Here is an 18,420-nt window from a genome sequence, read left to right on the forward strand (position 1 = left end):
GGCAAAAGACCTGATGGGCGCCTATATCCTGCGCCGCATCCTGTTGATGATCCCGACCCTGTTCGGCATCATGGCGATATCCTTCGCCGTAATCCAGTTCGCCCCCGGCGGGCCGGTCGAACAGGTCATCGCCAGGCTGACCAACCAGGGCGGCAGCGATCGCCTCGGCGGCGGCGGCGGTGGCGACGCGGTTGGTGGCAACCTCGATGTTGCCGGCGATGTCAGCTCGAAATATCGCGGCGCGCAGGGCCTCGATCCGGAATTCATCAAGAAGCTGGAGAAGCAGTTCGGCTTCGACAAGCCGCCGCTCGAGCGGTTCGGCATGATGCTGTGGAACTATGCCCGCTTCGATTTCGGCGACAGCTATTTCCGCGATATTTCGGTGCTCGACCTGATCCTGGAAAAAATGCCGGTGTCGATCTCGATCGGGCTGTGGATCACGCTTCTGTCCTATCTGATCTCGATCCCGCTCGGCATCCGCAAGGCAGTCAAGGACGGCACGCCCTTCGACGTCTGGACGAGCGGCGTCGTCATTGTCGGCTATGCCATTCCAGGCTTCCTGTTCGGCATCATGCTGATGGTGCTGTTTGCCGGCGGATCGTTCTGGGACTGGTTTCCGCTGCGCGGCCTCACCTCCGACAATTGGGACCAGCTGTCCTGGTCGGGCAAGATCATCGACTATTTCTGGCACATGACCCTGCCGCTGACCGCGCTGGTGCTGTCGGCCTTCGCCACCACGACGCTGTTGACCAAGAACTCGTTCCTGGAGGAGATCCGCAAGCAGTATGTGGTGACGGCGCGCGCCAAGGGCCTGTCAGAACGGCAGGTGCTCTACGGCCACGTCTTCCGCAACGCCATGCTGATCGTGATCGCCGGTTTTCCGGGCGCCTTCATCTCGGCCTTCTTCACTGGCTCGCTGCTGATCGAGAACATCTTTTCGCTCGATGGCCTCGGCCTGCTCGGCTTCAGGTCGGTGGTCGAGCGCGACTATCCGGTGGTGTTCGCCAATCTCTACATCTTCTCGCTGCTCGGGCTGTTCATCGGATTGCTGTCCGACCTGCTCTACACCTGGGTCGATCCGCGCATCGATTTCGAGCGGAGAGACGTTTGATGTCGGAGGCCACCGCGACCACGCAGGCGGTACCGGAGCGGATCGCGCGGCCGTGGCTGTCGCCGCTCAACAAGCGCCGCCTGCAGAATTTCAAAGCCAACCGGCGCGGCTTCTGGTCGCTGTGGATCTTCCTCGTCCTGTTCGTGCTGTCGCTGTTTGCCGAGTTCATCGCCAACGACAAGCCGATCATCGCCTCGTACAAGGGCGAGATCCTGTTTCCGGTGCTGGTCGCCTACCCCGAGGAAAAGTTTGGCGGCTTCTACGCCGTTACCGACTATCGCGACCCGGTCATCCAGGACGAGATCAACGCCAATGGCTGGATGATCTGGCCGCCGGTGCGCTACTCCTACCAGACCGTCAACAACGCCATTCCGGAGGCAGCACCGGCCAAGCCGTCCTGGCAGTATGACGCCAAGGCGCGCTGCAGCCAGTATCCGCAAGGGGCGGCCGACCCGGCCTGCATCGTCGGCAACTGGAACTGGCTCGGCACCGACGACCAGGCGCGCGACGTGCTGGCGCGCGTCATCTACGGCTTCCGCATTTCGGTGCTGTTCGGCTTGATCCTGACCGCCGGCTCGGCACTGATCGGCGTCGCGGCCGGCGCCGTGCAAGGCTATTTCGGTGGCTGGACCGATCTCCTGTTCCAACGCTTCATCGAAATCTGGTCGGCGATCCCGGTGCTCTATCTCTTGCTCATCGTCGCCGCCATCCTGCCGCCGGGTTTTTTCATCCTGCTTGGGCTGATGCTGTTGTTCTCCTGGGTGGCGCTGGTCGGCGTGGTGCGGGCCGAGTTCCTGCGCGCCCGCAACTTCGAATATGTCAACGCGGCGCGAGCGCTGGGCGTGCCCAACCGCACCATCATGTTCCGGCACCTGTTGCCCAACGCCATGGTGGCGACGTTGACCTTCCTGCCCTTCCTGCTCAGCGGCTCGATCTCGACGCTGACCTCGCTCGACTATCTCGGCTTTGGCCTGCCGCCCGGCTCCGCCTCGCTCGGCGAACTGTTGAAGCAGGCGCAGCGCAATCTCAACGCGCCGTGGCTCGGCATTTCCGGCTTCATCGTCATCTCGCTGATGCTGTCGCTGCTGGTCTTCGTCGGCGAGGCGACGCGCGACGCCTTCGATCCGCGCAAGACATTCAGATGAGCGGCACCCCCCTGCTCAGCGTACGAGACCTCAGCGTCGCCTTTGCGCAGGGCGGACAGCAGTCGCTGGCCGTCGACCACATCTCGTTCGATATCGCCAAGGGCGAGACGGTGGCGCTGGTCGGCGAATCCGGCTCCGGCAAATCCGTCTCGGCGCTGTCGGTGCTGAAGCTGCTGCCCTATCCCAGCGCCAGCCACCCCTCGGGAAAGATCCTGTTCCAGGGCGCCGACCTGCTTGCCATGAGCGAGAAGCAGCTGCGGCAGGTGCGCGGCAACAAGATCACCATGATCTTCCAGGAGCCGATGACCTCGCTCAATCCGCTGCACACGATCGAGCAGCAGATCGTCGAGATCCTGAAGCTGCATCAGGGCATGGCTGATCGCCCGGCCAAGGCGCGCACGCTGGCCTTGCTCAACGAGGTTGGCATCCGCGACCCGCAAAAGCGCCTCGATGCCTATCCGCACCAGCTGTCAGGCGGCCAGCGCCAGCGCGTGATGATCGCCATGGCGCTGGCCAACGAACCCGAACTGCTGATCGCCGACGAGCCGACGACGGCGCTCGACGTCACCGTGCAGGCGCAGATCCTTGAGCTGCTGGCGGAGCTGAAGAGCCGCAAGGGCATGTCGATGCTGTTCATCACCCACGATCTTGGCATCGTGCGCAAGATCGCCGACCGGGTCTGCGTGATGACCAAGGGCAAGATCGTCGAGACCGGGCTGACCAAGGAGATCTTCGCCAACCCGCAGCACCCCTATACGCGCCATCTGCTGGCCGCCGAGCCGAAAGGCAAGCCGCCGGCCGCCAACGCCACCGCCAAGCCTGTTATGACCGGCAAGGACATCAAGGTCTGGTTTCCGATCAAGCAGGGCTTCTTTCGCCGCACCGTCGACAATGTGAAAGCGGTCGACGGCATCGATGTCACCGTGCGCGCCGGCCAGACGCTGGGCGTGGTCGGCGAATCCGGCTCCGGCAAGACGACGCTCGGCCTGGCGCTGGCGCGCATGATCTCGTCGACCGGGGCCATCCAGTTCAACGGGCGCGATATCAACCAGCTTTCCTTCAACGCCATGCGGCCGTTGCGGCGCGAATTGCAGATCGTCTTCCAGGACCCGTTCGGCTCGCTCAGCCCGCGCATGTCGATCGCCGAGATCATCGAGGAAGGCCTGAAGATCCACGAGCCGAAGCTGTCGCCCGACCAACGCGACGCGCGCGTCGCCGACGTGCTGAAGGAAGTGGGGCTCGACCCTGCGACACGCAACCGCTACCCGCACGAGTTTTCCGGCGGCCAGCGCCAGCGTGTCGCCATAGCGCGGGCCATGGTGCTCAACCCGCGCTTCGTCATGCTGGACGAGCCGACATCGGCGCTCGACATGAGCGTGCAGGCGCAGGTCGTCGACCTTTTGCGCAGCCTGCAGGCCAAGCACGACCTTGCCTATCTGTTCATCAGCCACGACCTCAAGGTCATCCGGGCGCTGGCCAACGACGTCATCGTCATGCGCAACGGCAGGATCGTCGAAGCCGGGCCTTCCGAGCAGATTTTTGAAAATCCGCAAACCGACTATACTCGGGCGCTGATCTCGGCCGCCTTCAAGATCGAGACGGCGCCGGTCGGCATCGTCAGCGAGTGATTTGCGTAAAAAGGGACTAGAAGACCACGATGGAAAAAGGCCGCATCCTGCTTGCCGTCACCGGCTTTCATCCGCAGCGCTGGCGCGACCTTTTGTCGGCCGAGCGCGAGGTGGTGCTGGAACCGGACGGCGCCAGCGACCCGTCGATCACCTATGCGGTGGTGTGGAAGCAGAAGCCGAACATTCTGGCGTCGCTGCCCAATCTGCGCGCCATCTTCTCGATCGGCGCCGGCGTCGACCATATCTTCGCCGACCCAGGCCTGCCCGATGTGCCGATCGTCAAGATCGTCGCCGACAACCTCACCCAGTACATGACCGAATATGTCGTCTGGCGGGTGCTCGACCATCACCGCCAGGGCCTGCTCTACCGGTCGCAGCAGCCAAAAAAGATCTGGCACGAGCCGCAGCAGCGGCCGGCCACTGACATTTCGGTCGGCATTATGGGCCTCGGCAATCTCGGCCGCGCCGCGGCCTCGGTGCTTTTGTCGCTCGGCTTTGCCGTCAATGGCTGGTCACGCAGCGAGCGGCCGATGAAAGGCGTGGCGACCTACTCCGGCGAGGCCGGACTGATCCCCTTCCTCAAGGCGACCGATATTCTGGTCGTGCTCTTGCCGCTGACGCCAGACACGCACGGCATCATCAATTACGGCGTGCTGAAGGAGTTGAGGAAGCGCAATGGTATCGGCGGCTCGGTGCTGATCAATGCCGGACGCGGCCGCCTGCAGAAGGACGCCGACATCGTGCGGGCACTGGATGACGGCACGCTGAAGGAGGCGAGCCTCGACGTGTTCGAAGTCGAACCGCTGCCGAAGACCAGTCCGCTGTGGGGACATCCAAAAGTGTTCGTGACGCCGCACGCGGCGGCGACCTCCGATCCTGTCCACCTGGCGCCGATCATGCTGCGCCAGATGGACGCTTTCGAGCGCGGCGAAAAGCTCGCCAATCTGGTGGACCGCAAGGCCGGATATTAGAGCGCTTCTGGATTGAAGCCGATGCGCCTTGATCGCCTCCAGACTTAACCAGGCAGCGCCAATTTCTTCTTCTGCTCGTCTGGCTTGCCGCAGTCGCGGCGATCAATCGACCGGTTCATGGCATCCATCTCGCCGGTCGCCTTGTCGGTGTCTTGCTTGGACTTGGAGCGCATATCCGGCATGAACGGGCCAAAGCCCATCGCCGGATTGGAGAAGGCCGGCTTGGCCTTCGTCGACAAATTATATTGCTGTGCCAGCCGGTTGCGCTGCGCCAGCAGCTGGCCGCAGGGCACGCTGTCATACTGCAGGGAGGACTGGATGTCGGCGTCCTGCCTCTCGGCCATCGAACTGCCCGCGCAGCCGGCGGTCACCAGGCAAGATGCCAAGACAATCATGTTCCAGCGCATCGACTATGCTCCTCCTGATATCCCGCCTTGATGCGACCAGATCGCAAATATCAGTCGCGCATGCAAATCAGACTTTTTCGCAGCACAGATTATCTGCAGGCGCGACCAGAGGAGATTGCAGCCTCACCCCGGTAGCTTGCCTGCCACAACGACCAACCCGTTGACGGGTTCCCGGCGATCCTGCCGGATCACGGTTGTTTCCAGCGACAGGATCGAAAACCCGTTGGCAGCCAGGATTTCACGCACATAATGTTCCGAATGCGCGTAACGGCGCGATGGCTGCAACACAAAATCGCCATTGCCGGCCAGGCTCTCGACGGAAAAGGCGAACAGGCCATCCCCGGCAAGCAAGCCCGCAACCGTCTTCACCACGCCGTCGAGCGCGCCGACGTAGATGAAGACATCGGCGACAGTCACCAGATCGGCTTTCGGGCCGGCATAGGAAAAATCCCGCAGATCGGCCTTGCCGAGGAAATCGTAGGCGCCTTTGGCCCGCGCCTGCTTCAGCATCCTGGCCGAAATGTCATATCCCTCCAGCCGATCGGCAATCCGCCGCAGCCTCTGCCCCATCAGCCCGGTGCCGCAGCCGAGATCAAGCGCCAGCGGGAAGCGGCCCGGCCTTGCCGCCCGAATGGCCTGATCGAGCAACTCGGGCAGCCGGTACCCCAGCCTGTCGACCAGTGATTCGTCGAAGCTGTCGGCATAGTGGTCGAACAGCGTCTCGACGAAGGCGCTGGGCAGCGCGTCGGGTTCTGGCGCCTTGCCGATCAATTGCAGGTTCAGTGCGGCACCTTGACGATCCGTCGGATCGAGTTGCAGCGACATCGTCCATGCCTGTGCGGCCAGGTCCGGCGCACCCGCCGCCTGCTGCATTTCGCCGAGGCGAAACCAGCCCATCGCCCAATGCGGCGTCAATTCCAGCGCACCGAGCAGCAATTCCGCCGCCGCCGCATGGTCGCCGTCCGCATGAAGCATCTCGGCATAGTCGGCACGGCGATCGGCGTTCAAGTCGCCGGACGAGGCCTGAAGCGGTTTCATGGCGATGGGTCCTGTCGGCGGATGGAGCCGGCGGTGCTGTATGCGGGAGTCAGCAGTCACTTACAACAGACTTCCCGCGCCGGAATTATATCCTATCTTGGGGATCATGCGCGCCTCAGACCTGCTCCATCCCCGGCCCGAGGGCCTTTATTGCCCGCCAGGCGATTTCTTCATCGACCCGGTGCGGCCGGTGAACCGGGCGCTGATCACGCATGGCCATTCCGATCATGCGCGTTCCGGCCACCGCTCGGTGCTGGCGACACAGCAGACGCTCGACATCATGGGCTTGCGCTATGGCGAGAATTTTGCCGACACAACGCAAGCAGCACAGCTTGGCGAGACGATTGTCCTCGACGGCGTCAGCATCAGCTTCCATCCAGCCGGCCATGTGCTGGGCTCGGCGCAGATCGCCGTCGAGCACCAGGGCACGCGCATCGTCGCCTCCGGCGACTACAAGCGGCAGAAAGACGCGACCTGCGCGCCGTTCGAGCCTATCCAGTGCGATGTGTTCATCACCGAGGCGACTTTCGGCCTGCCGGTGTTTCGCCATCCACCCGACACGGAAGAGATCGCCCGCCTGCTGAAATCGGCGGCGCAGTTTCCCGAACGCTCGCATCTGGTCGGCGCTTATGCGCTCGGCAAGGCGCAGCGGGTGATGCGACTGTTGCGCGACGCCGGCTACGACAGGCCGATCTACATCCATGGCGCGCTGGAGAGGCTCAGCGAATATTATCAGACCCAGGGCATCGACCTCGGGACGCTCGAACCGGCAACGGTGGAGGGCGGCAAGCAAGATTTCGCGGGCGCCGTCGTCGTCGGTCCGCCTTCGGCTTTCGCCGACCGCTGGGCGCGGCGCTTTCCCGATCCGATCTCGTGCTTTGCCTCCGGCTGGATGCGCATCCGCCAGCGTGCCAAGCAAGGCGGCGTCGAACTGCCGCTGATCATCTCGGACCACGCCGACTGGGACGAACTGACCGCCACCATCAAGGAGACCGGAGCCGAGGAAATCTGGGTGACGCATGGCCGCGAGGAAGCGCTGGTGCGCTGGTGCGAGCTCGAAGGCATCGCCGCGCGGCCGCTGCATCTGGTGGGGTATGAGGACGAGGGCGATTGATGGCATGAACCGCTTCGCCGAACTTCTCGACCGCCTGGTGCTGACGCCGTCGCGCAACGGCAAGCTGACCTTGCTGACCGACTATTTCCGCAGCGTAGGGGATCCCGACCGTGGCCTGGCGCTGGCTGCCATCACCGGCGATCTCAACATAGCCGCGGTCAAGCCGGCGATGCTGCGCACCCTGGTCACCGAGCGCATGGACCCGGTGCTGTTCGGCTATTCCTACGACTATGTCGGCGATCTCGCCGAAACAGTGTCGCTGGTCTGGCCGCAAACGCCCGGAAACATCCCGAACCGTGAGCCGACGCTTGGCGAGGTCGTCGCCAAGCTGCAGGCGGCAAGCCGCTCCGACGGGCCGAAGGTGCTGGCGGGGCTGCTCGACAGCGCCGGCATCTCGGCGCGCTTTGCCATCATCAAGCTGGTCACCGGCGGCCTGCGCATCGGCGTGTCGGCGCGGCTGGCCAAACAGGCGCTGGCGGATTTCGGCAAGGTCGATGTCACCGAGATCGAGGAGCTTTGGCATGGGCTGTCGCCGCCTTACACGGCGCTGTTCGCCTGGCTGGAAGGCAAGGCCGAAAAGCCCAGGAATTCGGCGATGGCCTTGTTTCGCCCGGTCATGCTGTCGAACCCGGTCGGCGACGGCGATCTCGAAAAGCTCGACCCCGCGGACTATGCAGCCGAGTGGAAATGGGACGGCATCCGTGTCCAGGCGGTCGCCGAAGGCGGTATCCGCCGGCTCTATTCGCGCACCGGCGACGATGTCTCCGGCGCCTTTCCTGACCTCGCCGGTGCCATGGATTTTTCCGCAACGCTGGATGGCGAACTGCTGGTCGGTGATCCCCGGCAGGCGACGGGCACCTTCTCGGACCTGCAGCAAAGGCTGAACCGCAAGACGGTGACGCCGAAGCTGCAGCAGCAATACCCGGCCTTCATGCGCTGCTACGACGTGCTGCAGATCGGCGACGAGGATTTGCGCGCGCTGCCGTTTCGCGAGCGGCGCGGCCGTCTCGAAACCTTTGTCGGAACGCTCGACCCGAGCCGTTTCGATCTTTCGCCATTCGTCGACTTCGCCGACTGGCAGGCGCTGGAGGAACTGCGCCGGGCGCCGCCACATCCGATCATCGAGGGTGTCATGCTGAAGCGCTGGGATTCACCCTATGTCGCCGGCCGGCCGAAAGGCCCTTGGTTCAAATGGAAGCGCGATCCGCACACGGTGGATGCCGTGCTGATGTATGCCCAACGCGGCCATGGCAAGCGCTCGAGCTTCTACTCGGACTATACGTTCGGCGTCTGGTCCGGCGGGGAAGGCGAGGAGGAACTGGTGCCGGTCGGCAAGGCCTATTTCGGCTTCACCGACGAAGAGCTGAAGCAGATCGACAAATATGTCCGCGACAACACGGTCGAGCGTTTCGGACCGGTGCGCTCGGTGCGGGCCGATCGCGACAACGGCCTGGTGCTGGAAGTCGCCTTCGAAGGGCTCAACCGCTCGACCCGGCACAAATCCGGCGTCGCCATGCGCTTTCCCCGCATTTCACGGCTGCGCTGGGACAAGCCGGCCAACGAGGCCGACCGTATCGAGACGCTGCAGGCGCTGCTCGATCGCTAATTCACTCTTTTCGATGCCAGATGCGCTTACGGCTCGACCGAGACACGTATCTCGTAGATGTCCGCAGCCTTGCCTTGCTTGTCGAAGTCGGAGTTGATGGCGATCGTGCCGGCCGAGCCCGGGTGCTTGTTGGGAAACGGCACGTCGAACAGATATTCGTTCTGCTGCTGGCCGACCGCGTAGCGCTTGCGGCCGCAGTCGCCCAGTTCGCCGAAATTGCAGTCGACGGAAATCTGTGTCTCCTTGCCTTCCTCGGAGCGGGCAATGATATCGAACACCGCATGTTTGCCGGCGAGCTTCTCCAGCACGCCTTGCCCGACATCGAAGCTGATCGCCGAACCGGAGGCGCCGGAACGGATGCGCAGGAACGAACCGGTGTCGTCCTTCATCACCTCGGCCTTGGCATCCGACGGGGCGCTGACATGCGACGCGTCGGTCGGCGAAAACACGTTGATCCAGTCGCGCGACTGGTCCGCGGCACCGGGCTTTGCCGGGCCGGTGTCGCCTTCGGCCGGTGTGAAATCGTCGCCTTCGACGGTCGGAGGCGCTTCGGGCGGAGCGGTATCGAGCTGTGCCTGTGTCTTGAACACGCCGGTCTGCACGGCGAAGAACAGGCCGATGCCGACAGCGGCAAGCAGTGTCACGGTCAGGAAGATGGCGGTCAGCGGCAGGCGACGCCCCCTTATGCGCCGTTCATCGCGATCGGGCGCCACTTCCGTCGCCGCGCCGGCCGAGGCGGGAGCCGACATGTCGATGGCCGGCGCGCCGGGAAGGCCGGCGTCCGGCATGATGTCGGGAACGATCGGCAGCACACGCGAGCGCGGCGCATCGGAGGCGGATTGCACGGGCGCGTCGACGACGACGGCAGGTGATGACACCGGTTGGCCGGTCTCAACCGGCGGAGCAGTGTCGGCCCCAAGCTCGACCGCCGGTGCATCGCCCTGCGAGCCGACATCCGGCACCGCCGGCAGGTACTCGGATTCGATTTCGGTGATTTTCGCCTGTATCGCCTTGCGGCGCTTGATGGCGACTTCCACGGTCACGTCGGGATTGGCCTGGAGCGCGCGGTCGAGCGCGGCAAAAGCCGATCGATAGACCCTCTCGCGGAACGCACGGTCCTCGGCATTGCCTTTCTCGAAGGCGTTCCGGATCGCTTTTTCGATCGCGTCCAAGCGGGTCCCTCTGCACGTTTGCCCAACCTTGCCATGATCGTTAGCCGCAGGCGACCAATCAATCAACGGGCGAGCGGCGCATTCTGCCTCGTCAGGGTGTGCAAAGTCCATTCCGGCGCTGTTCCGGCAACGAAATCAGCATGTTTCGTCGATTTTCATGCGCAGGGAGGATGCGAGCCGTGCGAGCGTGACTTCGCAACCGATTGGCGAGCAACGCGGCGGACGGCTTTCGACGGCCGCATAGCACCCTCGCATGAATTGCCAAGTCGCATCTTGAATTCGCCGCCGGTTGAGTCTATCACCCCCGCATCTTGGAGGCCCTGGCCTCCTGGGCCGCTTTAGCTCAGTTGGTAGAGCACCGCATTCGTAATGCGGGGGTCGCGTGTTCGAGTCACGCAAGCGGCACCATTTCCCCCAAGGAACAATCAATGGCGCCGTCAATGGACGGCCTCTCCGCTTCCTTGTCGACGATCTCCGCTGAGTGCCTTGTCGGACAGGTAGCTGAGGATGGAGGCCTCGCCTCGAGATCGAACCGAGGCTTCAGAGATTTGCAGTCTCCAGCGTAGCCGCTCCGCCACGAGGCCATCGCTGTCCAAGTAGCGGCCAAATATTTACGGAAAGGTTTAGGGCTGAGGCGATTGATCGGACCGCCGCGAACCATGCCAATCAAAGGATTGCGATGCCGGCCGAAGCATATCTGCCATTGTCGAGACCCTGGTTTGGTGTGAAACTCGGAGCCTCAGAATGGGAGGTCGAAAATGCCCAACAATTTCAAGACCGGAGACGTCGTCATGCTGAAGTCCGGAGGCCCGAAGATGACAATAAGCGACGGCGCGGCGTCAGGCATATTTATGTGCCATTGGTTCAACCGTGAGGGTGACATCTGGACCCCGCAACATGCCGGCTTCAAGCCGGACCAGTTGGTCGCGGCTGACCAATCAGCCTAGGTCCCTGCCGATGCGGTTTCGCTTCAGCCGGCGACAAATTTGCGCGGTTCACGTCCAGCGGTGAGGCGCCGGGTTTGGCACGTCATTGCTGCCGCTGACGGAACCCTTGCGCCCAAGAAATACGTCCAGCCACACGCGAAACGGATTCGCGTGACCGACGGATTTCTGTCGTCGCGGCGTTTAACGGTCGAAGCGTAACCTCGGCACAAGCCGTGGCCCACGCGCCAACCGGAGACGCCATAGCATGATACGCCGTTCGATACTTGCCGCTGCCTTGAGCCTGCTGGCCGTTGCGGCTCTCGCCCAGACAGCGACGCAGCCCCCTTCCGCGACGCCGCCGATTGCCGCGCCAGCCACACCAAAGGCCAGGTCCGACATCACGCTGGCCAAATTCCAGAAGCGGCGCGAGAAGGCGATCATGGCTGCCGACACGGACGGCGACGGCAAGATAAGCCTGCTGGAATGGGAAGCCTTTCAGGCCAAGCGCAACGTCAAGGGCGACCCCGCCAAATCCTTCGCGCGTATCGATTCCAACCATGACGGGTTCATCGACCGCGCCGAACTCGATGCCTTCTTTGCCAAGCGCTTCGCCAGGCTGGACAAGAATGCCGACGGCGTCCTGACGGCCGACGAACTGCCGAGCCACAAAACCGCTCCCAAGCAGGAGCAATGACCAAGAGGCAATGACGCGCGATGAACATCGGGAGTGCGCCGGCTGATGAGCGCCGATCCGGACGAGGAGCTGGTTCGCCGCGTCGGCGCCGGCGATCCGGCAGCCGTGCAGACGCTCGTCGCGCGCAAACTGCCGCGCATCCTGGCGCTTGCCGTGCGCATGCTCGGCGATGCGGCGGAGGCCGAGGATGTCGCGCAGGAGGCCTTCTTGCGGATCTGGCGCCATGCCTCGCGCTGGCGGCGCGGCAATGCGCGCTTCGACAGCTGGATCCACCGGGTGACGCTGAACCTCTGCTACGACCGGCTGCGCCGCAAGCGCGAATGGGTGACCGACGACCTGCCGGAAATGGTCGACCCTGCGGCACTTCCCGATGCCCACCCGCAAGAGGACGCGGTTCGGGTCGAACGGGCGCTGCAAGGCATAGCGCCGCGCCAGCGCGAAGCGATCATTTTGGTCTACTACCAGGAGATGTCCAACATCGATGCGGCAGCGACTCTGGAGATCAGCATCGACGCCCTGGAGAGCCTGCTTTCGCGCGGCCGGCGATCGCTGCAGGCGATCCTGGCCAGGGATGGCGCCGATGAGTGAGAACCGGGCAAGCAGCACCGATGGGCAAGGGGAAGACCATGGCTGAAGGGTCCAGGAACGAACCGGCAATGGATGCCAAGCGCTTTGCGGCGCTGGCAGCGGCCTATGGCGGTGACTTGCGGCGATGGCCGGAGGCCGAACGGATGGCCGGCGCGATCTTTGCGCCGAGCGAGACTGGCCAGGCCATTTTGCGGCATGCCGGCACACTTGACGCCCGGCTGGACAGCTATCGCGTCGACGCCCCTGACAAGGCCCTGCATGGAAGTATCCTGCAGGCCGCCGGCCGGCACTTCGTCCAACGCCGGCGTCAACGGTTCTGGTGGCTGGGACTGGGGCTTGCCGGCATTGGTCTGGCCGGCGCTGTCGCCGGATTGGCCCTGGTGAGCATCGTCACGCCCGAGGTCCAGCCGGACCACTATGTGCTGGATGCCAATGCGACGGCGTTCGGCGACGCCAGCCCGGACCGCGACGCGATCGGGGAAGACCTATGAACATGAGCCGAAACCTTGTCATCGCGTCGGTGGTGCTCAACGTCTTCCTGGCCGGAGCGCTTGCCGGCGGGGCCGTCTGGATAAGAAGCGGAAAAAGCCAAGGCTACTCGCTGGAGGCGGCCGGTGGCCGGCTTCCCGAGCAGGACCGCACGGTGTTCCGCAAGGCGTTGCACGACGTTCGCCGTGAATCCCGTCAGGTCATTCTCGACGGCCAGCAAGCCAGGCGTGAGGCAGCAGATTTGCTACAACAGCCGGTTCTGGACACGACGGCCCTGTCGGCGGCGCTGGAGCGGGCTCGCAATGCCGACGTCACCGTGCGCATGCGGCTGGAGCAGCGCATCGTCGAGTTCGCGGCGGCAAGCTCCGCCGAGGGTCGCAGCGTGCTGGCGGAAGGACTCACAAGACGCGCCGGGCAGCAACCGTCGGTGGTGCCAAAAAAATCGCCGTGACGACCGACGGAAACCGCCGACGACGCCGTTTAACAGGAGAAGGGCAGGACCTGCCGGACCATGTAGTGCGAACAGGTTTTCAACATCGGAAACTTCGGAGTATGGCCATGAATCTTCTGACAAAATACGCGCTCACCGCTGCTCTCGCCGTGACCGGAACAGTTGCGACGGCTGCGGCATCCTCGGCGATGCCAATGGCGCCGCTTGATCGAGCAGCCGCGCCGGTGCTGGTCGAACATGTCGCCTGGGGCTGCGGTCCGGGCTGGCATCCCAATCCCTGGGGACGCTGCGTGCCCAACCGCGTGGTGGTCTACCCCCGTTACACCTATCGGCATGGCCCGGCCTTCTATGCCTGGCATCGGCACCATGTCTGGCACCGCTGGCATCACTGGTAGGAATGCGCTGGGGGTCGGCCACTCCGTGCCGGCCTCCTCTCCCGGTTGAATAGGCACGAAACGGCTCGAACGAGCCTCAGGCGCCAGGCGCATGAGGCTCACCGGCTGGCTCAATCGAGCGCTTGAGAGCCTGCCGCCGGGCGACCGCGTGGCGACGCCTGGCGGGCTGGCCGTCGGGCCATCGACACCACTGGTGATTCGTGGTGCAGCGCCTGTGGTTGGCTGGGCGCCGCAATCGCTGCCGGAGCCCGGCGCGGCCCTGCAAAAGGGGCTCGACGCCGACCGGATGGCCGTGGACGACAAGATGGGCAAGACAATGAAGCCGAAGGGCGGCCTCGACAGTGCGGCGGGGATGCGGCAAGCGGCAAAGGGCGCCGCCAGGCTGATCGCGGCCGATGACGGGCCGCGCGTTGCAGCCCTGGCCTTCGATGGCTGGGACACGCATGTCAATGAAGGCGGTGCGACCGGCCGGCTCGCCACCTTGCTCGGCGGCCTCGACGGCGCCTTCGAGGAATTCGAGAGGGCCTGGGCGAGCGCTGGAAGGACACGGCGATCGTCACCATCACCGAGTTCGGACGCACGGCGCAGGTCAACGGCACCGTCGGCACCGATCATGGCACCGGCACCGTGGTGTTGCTGGCTGGCGGCGCGATCAAGGGTGGTCGCGTCATCGCCGACTGGCCGGGATTGAAGCCGGCTCAGCTCTACGAACAACGCGACCTGGCGCCGACCAGCGATGTCAGGGCAGTGCTGAAGGGGCTGCTCGCCGATCAGTTCGGCCTTTCGGCCGCGGCCCTCGGCGACAAGGTGTTTCCCGATTCCGCCACGGTGAGACCGATGCGGGGGCTCGTCGCCTGAAGTACAGTTGCGCGCCGGGCAATCCTGCAGACCAGTCCGCACATGCAGGGCCGCACCACCGCTCCAATCCGCGGACGCCGCCAGCTAGGTATCTCAGGTGATTGGATCCGGCCCCAGCGTCGCCACCGTCTTCAGCGCGCCGTCGAGCATGTCGCCTTTCTCGTCCTTCAGTGCCATCTCGCGCAGACGGCGGATCCAGTCGGCGGCGTCGGTGCGGCCCTTGACCAATTCGAGCGCCGACAGCACCCGGTCGAATTTCGACTGGGCGCGGACATGGGTGTCGCTGTAGCCCTTGATCAGCCGGCGGCAGTTGAGAATTTCGACGGCCAACGCGTAGTCCGCCGGCACGTAGCCAAGCGCCAATGCGTACCAGCGCTCAAGATGGGCGACCTCGACTTTGTGGCGCAGCAGGCCGCGGCGCCAGCGGCGCAAGCCGCCGATGAACCACAGAGCGGCAAAGCCGGCGAAACTGTCGGTGCGGATGCGCCGGCCATGGTTGATGCGGCGGTCGAGAAAGGCGGCGAGCTTCGGCCGGTTCTCGATATAGCTGCCAAGCGTTGCCGGCAAAGTGCCGCAGAATTCCTCGATGCGCGGATGGAAATATTCGGTCACCTGCAGGATCGACCCATCCTTGACACCGACCTCGCGGCGCACCCGCCTGTCGCGGGTCGAGCGCGTCTTCAGATCGGCGACGCGGATCATGTCGTCATAGCACATGGCGTTGGCCAGATGCTTTGCGGCGGCGACCGACAGGTCATATCCGCGATCCGGCCCGTCCAGCGCGATGGCCTTGTCCAGCCGGTCGAGATATTCGCGCCCGTAGGCGATGTCCTGATAGTCGACCACCTTTCTTAGGCCCCTGAGTGCCATGTCGCGGACGGCCACGGGCATCACATTGATGTGGGTGGCCAGGGCCTGCCAGCCTTGCAGCAGGTTTTGCGGCCCACTCACATGTCCTGCGCCGCCCAGGGCAGGTCCGACAATCGCTGGCTCTGCAATCTTTGGCGCCGGGGCCGCCGTGCCGCGTGCGCGATCAAACGCAGCGCCAAAGGCGGCGAGGCTGGCCTTGACGCCGCGGCCACCGGCGCCGATCGCCTGTTCGTAGCTCTCGCGCGTGAACGGCAGCGCGTCGGACCCGGCCAGCGCGCCGAGCAGGCTGGCCGAGATCATCGAGCCGTTGTCGGCGGCGATCTTCTCCATGTCGAAAGCGATGAAACGCTTCGATGCGGCCTCAGCCGTCGCATGCACTTTCGAGGAGGACGCGCGGCCGTCGCCCGGTTCGATCTTCTCCGACACCGCGGCGATGCGGTGCGACGAAGCGATCAGCGTGGTGCGCTCGGGCGTGACGAAGCCGCGGATGATGGCGCGGCCTGCCTCCATCAGTTCCGCCGCGATCAATATATCGACATCGCCTTGCGAGGGTGACAGCGCGAAGACCGGCAGCCGGCCGGTGTCGCGGGCCATCTCGACATAGTAGATGGTGGCGCCGGTGCGCTGGGCGACGCCGGCGACCGAAGTCGATTGCGCGACGTAACCATTGCGCTCGGCGACGTCGGTGATCCAGTCGGCCAGCACGCCGCCGCCCTGGCCACCGACAGCCAGTATGGCGAGCTTGATGACGCGCTCGTCGTCGTGAGCACCGGCCCGGGGGCGAAATGGCGGGACAGCGTCAAGCATCGGCGAAGGTCAGGCGCCGGCTTTCGCGGCGGCGCTGCAACAGGCTGATGGTGGCGCGGCGGGCGGCTTCGAGGAAGCGGTCCCAGCGGCTCGGATTGTGCACGACATCGGCACGGTAGAAGGACGGGCAGAGCACGGCCGCATCGGCGACCTCGCCGCAATTGCCGCAGCCGACGCAGCTCTGGTCGATATGCGCCACCGGATCGTCGCGCAGCGGATCGTCGAGCGACTTGACCGACAACGAGGGGCAACCGGACAGCCGCATGCAGGCATGGTCGCCGGTGCAGATGTCCTCGTCGACGCCGAACTTCGGCTTCACCACCCGCTCGCCGCCCTTGATCGCCTTGTCGACCAGCGGCTTTTCGCGGCGCTGCCGGTTGAGCATACATTCGGACGAGGCGACGATGACCTTCGGCCCCTTCTCGTCGGTGGTCAGCGCCTCGCGCAGCGTGTCCTGCATCTTGGTCACGTCATAGGTGCGGTCGACATGGCGCAGCCATTTGACACCCATGCCTTTCACCGCCTCGGTGATCGGATGCTTCGTCGACTTGGTCTTGTTGCCGGCGCGCGACGAGAGAATGTCCTGGCCGCCGGTCGCGGCCGAGTAAAAATTGTCGACGATGACGATGACGCCGTCGTTCTTGTTGAACACCGCATTGCCGATCGAGGAGGTCAGGCCGTTGTGCCAGAAACCGCCATCACCGACGAAGGAGATAGAGCGGCGCTTGGCATCGGGCGAGTTGAAGGCCGAGGCAGACGCCGGACCCAGCCCATAGCCCATGGTGGTGGCGCCGAGCTCGAAAGGCGGCATGATCGAGAACAGATGGCAGCCGATGTCGGACGCGATGTGGTGCTTGCCGAGTTCCTGCTCGACCAGCTTGGTGGCGGCAAAGATCGGCCGCTCGGGACAACCAATACAGAAGCCCGGCGGACGGCCCGGCACGACGTTGATCAGGTCGGCGGTATCGACGCCGTCGCCGACCTTGTTGGGCGCGCGCACCTCGCCCGGGAGCAGATGCGGCGCCTCGGCGCGCAGGAAGGCGCCGATGCCGTCCAGCATGACCTGGCCGGTGTATTCGCCGGCCATCGGCAGATGCTCCTTGCCGACCAGCCTGGTGCCGCGCCCGGCCTTGTGCAGCATCGAAGCAAAGGCCTGCTCGATGTAGTTGGGCTGGCCTTCCTCGACGACCAGCACCGACTGTTTGCCTTCGCAGAAGGACAGGAACTCGTCGTCAATCAGCGGATAGACGGCATTGAGCACATAGAGCGGCACATCGGTGTCGCCATAGGTGTTGGCAAGGCCGAGGCGCTGCAGCGCGCGGATGACCGAATTGTACATGCCGCCCTGCATGACGATGCCGACCGAGCCGTGGTCCGATCCGAACATCTCGTTGATCTTGTTCTTACGGATGAAATCCACCGCCGCTGGCCAACGTTTCTGCACCTTCTCCTTCTCATGCAGGAAGGAGGCGGGCGGCAGCACGATGCGGCCGGTGTCGCGGCGTGGCGCGTCGAGCGCATCGGCCACCGTCATCGGCGGCCGCTTGTTGTCCTTGGCGATGAAATGACCGTGCACATGGCAGCAGCGGATGCGAACCTGCAACATGACCGGCGTGTTGGAAATCTCCGACAGTTCGAAACCGTCTTCCACCGCCTTTACGATCGACGGCAAATTGGGTCGCGGGTCCAGCAGCCAGACCTGGCTCTTCATGGCAAAGGCATGGCTGCGCTCCTGCATGATCGAGGAGCCCTCGCCGTAATCCTCGCCGACAATGATCAGCGCGCCGCCGGTGACGCCGCCCGAAGCCAGATTGGCGAGCGCATCGGAGGCGACATTGGTGCCGACGGTCGACTTGAAGGTCGCCGCGCCGCGGATCGGGTAATGCACCGATGCGGCCAGCATGGCGGTGGCGGTGGCTTCCGAAGCGCTGGCTTCGAAATGCACGCCGAGCTCGCCCAGAATGTCCTGCGCGTCGGCCAGCACGTCCATCAGATGGCTGATCGGCGCGCCTTGATAGCCGCCGACATAGCCGACACCGCATTGCAGCAGCGCCTTGGTGATGGCGAGAATGCCTTCGCCGGCAAATTCCTCGCCGGCGCCGAGCCGCAGCTTTTCGACTTCCTTGGCAAAAGACCGTTCGGCCATTTTT

The 18,420-nt window shown here is 64.4% G+C and carries 17 protein-coding genes, 2 tRNA genes and 1 pseudogene; 14 read left to right on the forward strand and 6 right to left on the reverse strand.

The window, feature by feature from the left end; translation table 11 throughout:
• Positions 1-13 precede the first annotated feature (13 nt).
• From B5V02_RS13845 to B5V02_RS13860, 4 genes are read left to right on the forward strand one after another with little or no spacing between them, the layout of a single operon-like run.
• Entirely contained in the window at positions 14-1,111 is a 1,098-nt protein-coding gene (locus B5V02_RS13845; protein ID WP_111544726.1) for a microcin C ABC transporter permease YejB, read from the forward strand.
• Entirely contained in the window at positions 1,111-2,256 is a 1,146-nt protein-coding gene (locus B5V02_RS13850; RefSeq protein WP_111544727.1) for an ABC transporter permease, read from the forward strand. Before B5V02_RS13845 ends, B5V02_RS13850 begins: the two co-directional genes overlap by 1 nt.
• On the forward strand, positions 2,253-3,884 hold the full coding sequence (locus B5V02_RS13855) for an ABC transporter ATP-binding protein (RefSeq protein ID WP_111544728.1): 1,632 nt from the start codon (positions 2,253-2,255) through the stop codon (positions 3,882-3,884). Before B5V02_RS13850 ends, B5V02_RS13855 begins: the two co-directional genes overlap by 4 nt.
• Positions 3,885-3,913: 29 nt before the next feature.
• On the forward strand, positions 3,914-4,855 hold the full coding sequence (locus B5V02_RS13860) for a 2-hydroxyacid dehydrogenase (protein ID WP_111544729.1): 942 nt from the start codon (positions 3,914-3,916) through the stop codon (positions 4,853-4,855).
• A 44-nt stretch (positions 4,856-4,899) separates the two neighbouring features.
• Here B5V02_RS13860 and B5V02_RS13865 read toward each other — a convergent pair whose 3' ends face one another.
• Both B5V02_RS13865 and B5V02_RS13870 read right to left on the reverse strand, forming a co-directional pair.
• On the reverse strand, positions 4,900-5,262 hold the full coding sequence (locus tag B5V02_RS13865; RefSeq protein WP_111544730.1) for a hypothetical protein: 363 nt from the start codon (positions 5,260-5,262) through the stop codon (positions 4,900-4,902).
• 123 nt (positions 5,263-5,385) lie between these two features.
• Positions 5,386-6,300, reverse strand: coding sequence for a class I SAM-dependent DNA methyltransferase (locus B5V02_RS13870; RefSeq protein ID WP_111544731.1), 915 nt, complete (start codon positions 6,298-6,300; stop codon positions 5,386-5,388).
• 106 nt (positions 6,301-6,406) lie between these two features.
• Between B5V02_RS13870 and B5V02_RS13875 the strand changes: the two genes are divergently transcribed.
• Together B5V02_RS13875 and B5V02_RS13880 are read left to right on the forward strand one after the other, a co-directional pair.
• Positions 6,407-7,414, forward strand: coding sequence for a ligase-associated DNA damage response exonuclease (locus B5V02_RS13875; RefSeq protein ID WP_111544732.1), 1,008 nt, complete (start codon positions 6,407-6,409; stop codon positions 7,412-7,414).
• Between the two features lie 4 nt (positions 7,415-7,418).
• On the forward strand, positions 7,419-9,020 hold the full coding sequence (locus tag B5V02_RS13880; RefSeq protein WP_111544733.1) for a cisplatin damage response ATP-dependent DNA ligase: 1,602 nt from the start codon (positions 7,419-7,421) through the stop codon (positions 9,018-9,020).
• Positions 9,021-9,046: 26 nt separating this feature from the next.
• Here the strand turns inward: B5V02_RS13880 and B5V02_RS13885 are convergent, their stop codons facing one another.
• Entirely contained in the window at positions 9,047-10,192 is a 1,146-nt protein-coding gene (locus B5V02_RS13885) for a hypothetical protein (RefSeq protein WP_167458490.1), read from the reverse strand.
• 332 nt (positions 10,193-10,524) lie between these two features.
• On the opposite strand from B5V02_RS13885, the gene B5V02_RS13890 reads away from it, so the two are divergent.
• Positions 10,525-10,600, forward strand: a tRNA-Thr gene (locus B5V02_RS13890).
• Positions 10,601-10,700: 100 nt separating this feature from the next.
• On the opposite strand, the gene B5V02_RS13895 is transcribed toward B5V02_RS13890, so the two are convergent.
• Positions 10,701-10,776: transfer RNA gene (locus tag B5V02_RS13895), tRNA-Cys, on the reverse strand.
• Positions 10,777-10,950: 174 nt separating this feature from the next.
• Between B5V02_RS13895 and B5V02_RS13900 the strand changes: the two genes are divergently transcribed.
• The 7 genes and pseudogenes from B5V02_RS13900 to B5V02_RS13930 all read left to right on the forward strand — a co-directional run.
• Positions 10,951-11,139 (forward strand): YodC family protein, encoded by a 189-nt coding sequence (locus tag B5V02_RS13900; protein ID WP_111544735.1) that lies wholly within the window; start codon positions 10,951-10,953, stop codon positions 11,137-11,139.
• 244 nt (positions 11,140-11,383) lie between these two features.
• The gene (locus B5V02_RS13905) at positions 11,384-11,812 is read left to right on the forward strand and encodes an EF-hand domain-containing protein (protein ID WP_111544736.1); all 429 of its coding nucleotides are present in this window, start codon (positions 11,384-11,386) and stop codon (positions 11,810-11,812) included.
• 45 nt (positions 11,813-11,857) lie between these two features.
• A complete protein-coding gene (locus B5V02_RS13910; RefSeq protein ID WP_111544737.1) occupies positions 11,858-12,400 on the forward strand; it encodes an RNA polymerase sigma factor in 543 nt (180 codons plus the stop codon).
• Between the two features lie 38 nt (positions 12,401-12,438).
• The gene (locus B5V02_RS13915) at positions 12,439-12,891 is read left to right on the forward strand and encodes a hypothetical protein (protein WP_111545386.1); all 453 of its coding nucleotides are present in this window, start codon (positions 12,439-12,441) and stop codon (positions 12,889-12,891) included.
• Between the two features lie 2 nt (positions 12,892-12,893).
• Positions 12,894-13,340, forward strand: coding sequence for a periplasmic heavy metal sensor (locus tag B5V02_RS13920; protein ID WP_245445912.1), 447 nt, complete (start codon positions 12,894-12,896; stop codon positions 13,338-13,340).
• 107 nt (positions 13,341-13,447) lie between these two features.
• Positions 13,448-13,735 (forward strand): GCG_CRPN prefix-to-repeats domain-containing protein, encoded by a 288-nt coding sequence (locus tag B5V02_RS13925; protein ID WP_111545387.1) that lies wholly within the window; start codon positions 13,448-13,450, stop codon positions 13,733-13,735.
• A 100-nt stretch (positions 13,736-13,835) separates the two neighbouring features.
• A pseudogene (locus B5V02_RS13930) lies at positions 13,836-14,593 on the forward strand (DUF1501 domain-containing protein); the annotation flags it as partial.
• A gap of 93 nt (positions 14,594-14,686) precedes the next feature.
• Here B5V02_RS13930 and B5V02_RS13935 read toward each other — a convergent pair.
• Together B5V02_RS13935 and B5V02_RS13940 are read right to left on the reverse strand one after the other, a co-directional pair.
• Complete coding sequence (locus B5V02_RS13935; RefSeq protein ID WP_111544739.1) at positions 14,687-16,270, reverse strand: indolepyruvate oxidoreductase subunit beta family protein; 1,584 nt, start codon at positions 16,268-16,270, stop codon at positions 14,687-14,689.
• On the reverse strand, positions 16,263-18,416 hold the full coding sequence (locus B5V02_RS13940; protein WP_111544740.1) for a thiamine pyrophosphate-dependent enzyme: 2,154 nt from the start codon (positions 18,414-18,416) through the stop codon (positions 16,263-16,265). Before B5V02_RS13940 ends, B5V02_RS13935 begins: the two co-directional genes overlap by 8 nt.
• Between the last annotated feature and the right edge of the window lie 4 nt (positions 18,417-18,420).

The organism is Mesorhizobium kowhaii, assembly GCF_003253745.1.
Lineage (GTDB): Bacteria > Pseudomonadota > Alphaproteobacteria > Rhizobiales > Rhizobiaceae > Mesorhizobium > Mesorhizobium kowhaii.

Excerpts from the sequence above, each read along its gene's own strand:
- B5V02_RS13925 (WP_111545387.1), top strand. The coding sequence starts at position 13,448 with ATGAATCTTCTGACAAAATACGCGCTCACCGCTGCTCTCGCCGTGACC.
- B5V02_RS13900 (WP_111544735.1), top strand. The coding sequence starts at position 10,951 with ATGCCCAACAATTTCAAGACCGGAGACGTCGTCATGCTGAAGTCCGGA.
- B5V02_RS13905 (WP_111544736.1), top strand. The coding sequence starts at position 11,384 with ATGATACGCCGTTCGATACTTGCCGCTGCCTTGAGCCTGCTGGCCGTT.
- B5V02_RS13850 (WP_111544727.1), top strand. The coding sequence starts at position 1,111 with ATGTCGGAGGCCACCGCGACCACGCAGGCGGTACCGGAGCGGATCGCG.
- B5V02_RS13855 (WP_111544728.1), top strand. The coding sequence starts at position 2,253 with ATGAGCGGCACCCCCCTGCTCAGCGTACGAGACCTCAGCGTCGCCTTT.
- B5V02_RS13915 (WP_111545386.1), top strand. The coding sequence starts at position 12,439 with ATGGCTGAAGGGTCCAGGAACGAACCGGCAATGGATGCCAAGCGCTTT.
- B5V02_RS13860 (WP_111544729.1), top strand. The coding sequence starts at position 3,914 with ATGGAAAAAGGCCGCATCCTGCTTGCCGTCACCGGCTTTCATCCGCAG.
- B5V02_RS13875 (WP_111544732.1), top strand. The coding sequence starts at position 6,407 with ATGCGCGCCTCAGACCTGCTCCATCCCCGGCCCGAGGGCCTTTATTGC.
- B5V02_RS13870 (WP_111544731.1), bottom strand. The coding sequence starts at position 6,300 with ATGAAACCGCTTCAGGCCTCGTCCGGCGACTTGAACGCCGATCGCCGT.
- B5V02_RS13910 (WP_111544737.1), top strand. The coding sequence starts at position 11,858 with ATGAGCGCCGATCCGGACGAGGAGCTGGTTCGCCGCGTCGGCGCCGGC.
- B5V02_RS13865 (WP_111544730.1), bottom strand. The coding sequence starts at position 5,262 with ATGCGCTGGAACATGATTGTCTTGGCATCTTGCCTGGTGACCGCCGGC.
- B5V02_RS13920 (WP_245445912.1), top strand. The coding sequence starts at position 12,894 with ATGAGCCGAAACCTTGTCATCGCGTCGGTGGTGCTCAACGTCTTCCTG.
- B5V02_RS13935 (WP_111544739.1), bottom strand. The coding sequence starts at position 16,270 with ATGCTTGACGCTGTCCCGCCATTTCGCCCCCGGGCCGGTGCTCACGAC.
- B5V02_RS13845 (WP_111544726.1), top strand. The coding sequence starts at position 14 with ATGGGCGCCTATATCCTGCGCCGCATCCTGTTGATGATCCCGACCCTG.
- B5V02_RS13940 (WP_111544740.1), bottom strand. The coding sequence starts at position 18,416 with ATGGCCGAACGGTCTTTTGCCAAGGAAGTCGAAAAGCTGCGGCTCGGC.
- B5V02_RS13880 (WP_111544733.1), top strand. The coding sequence starts at position 7,419 with ATGAACCGCTTCGCCGAACTTCTCGACCGCCTGGTGCTGACGCCGTCG.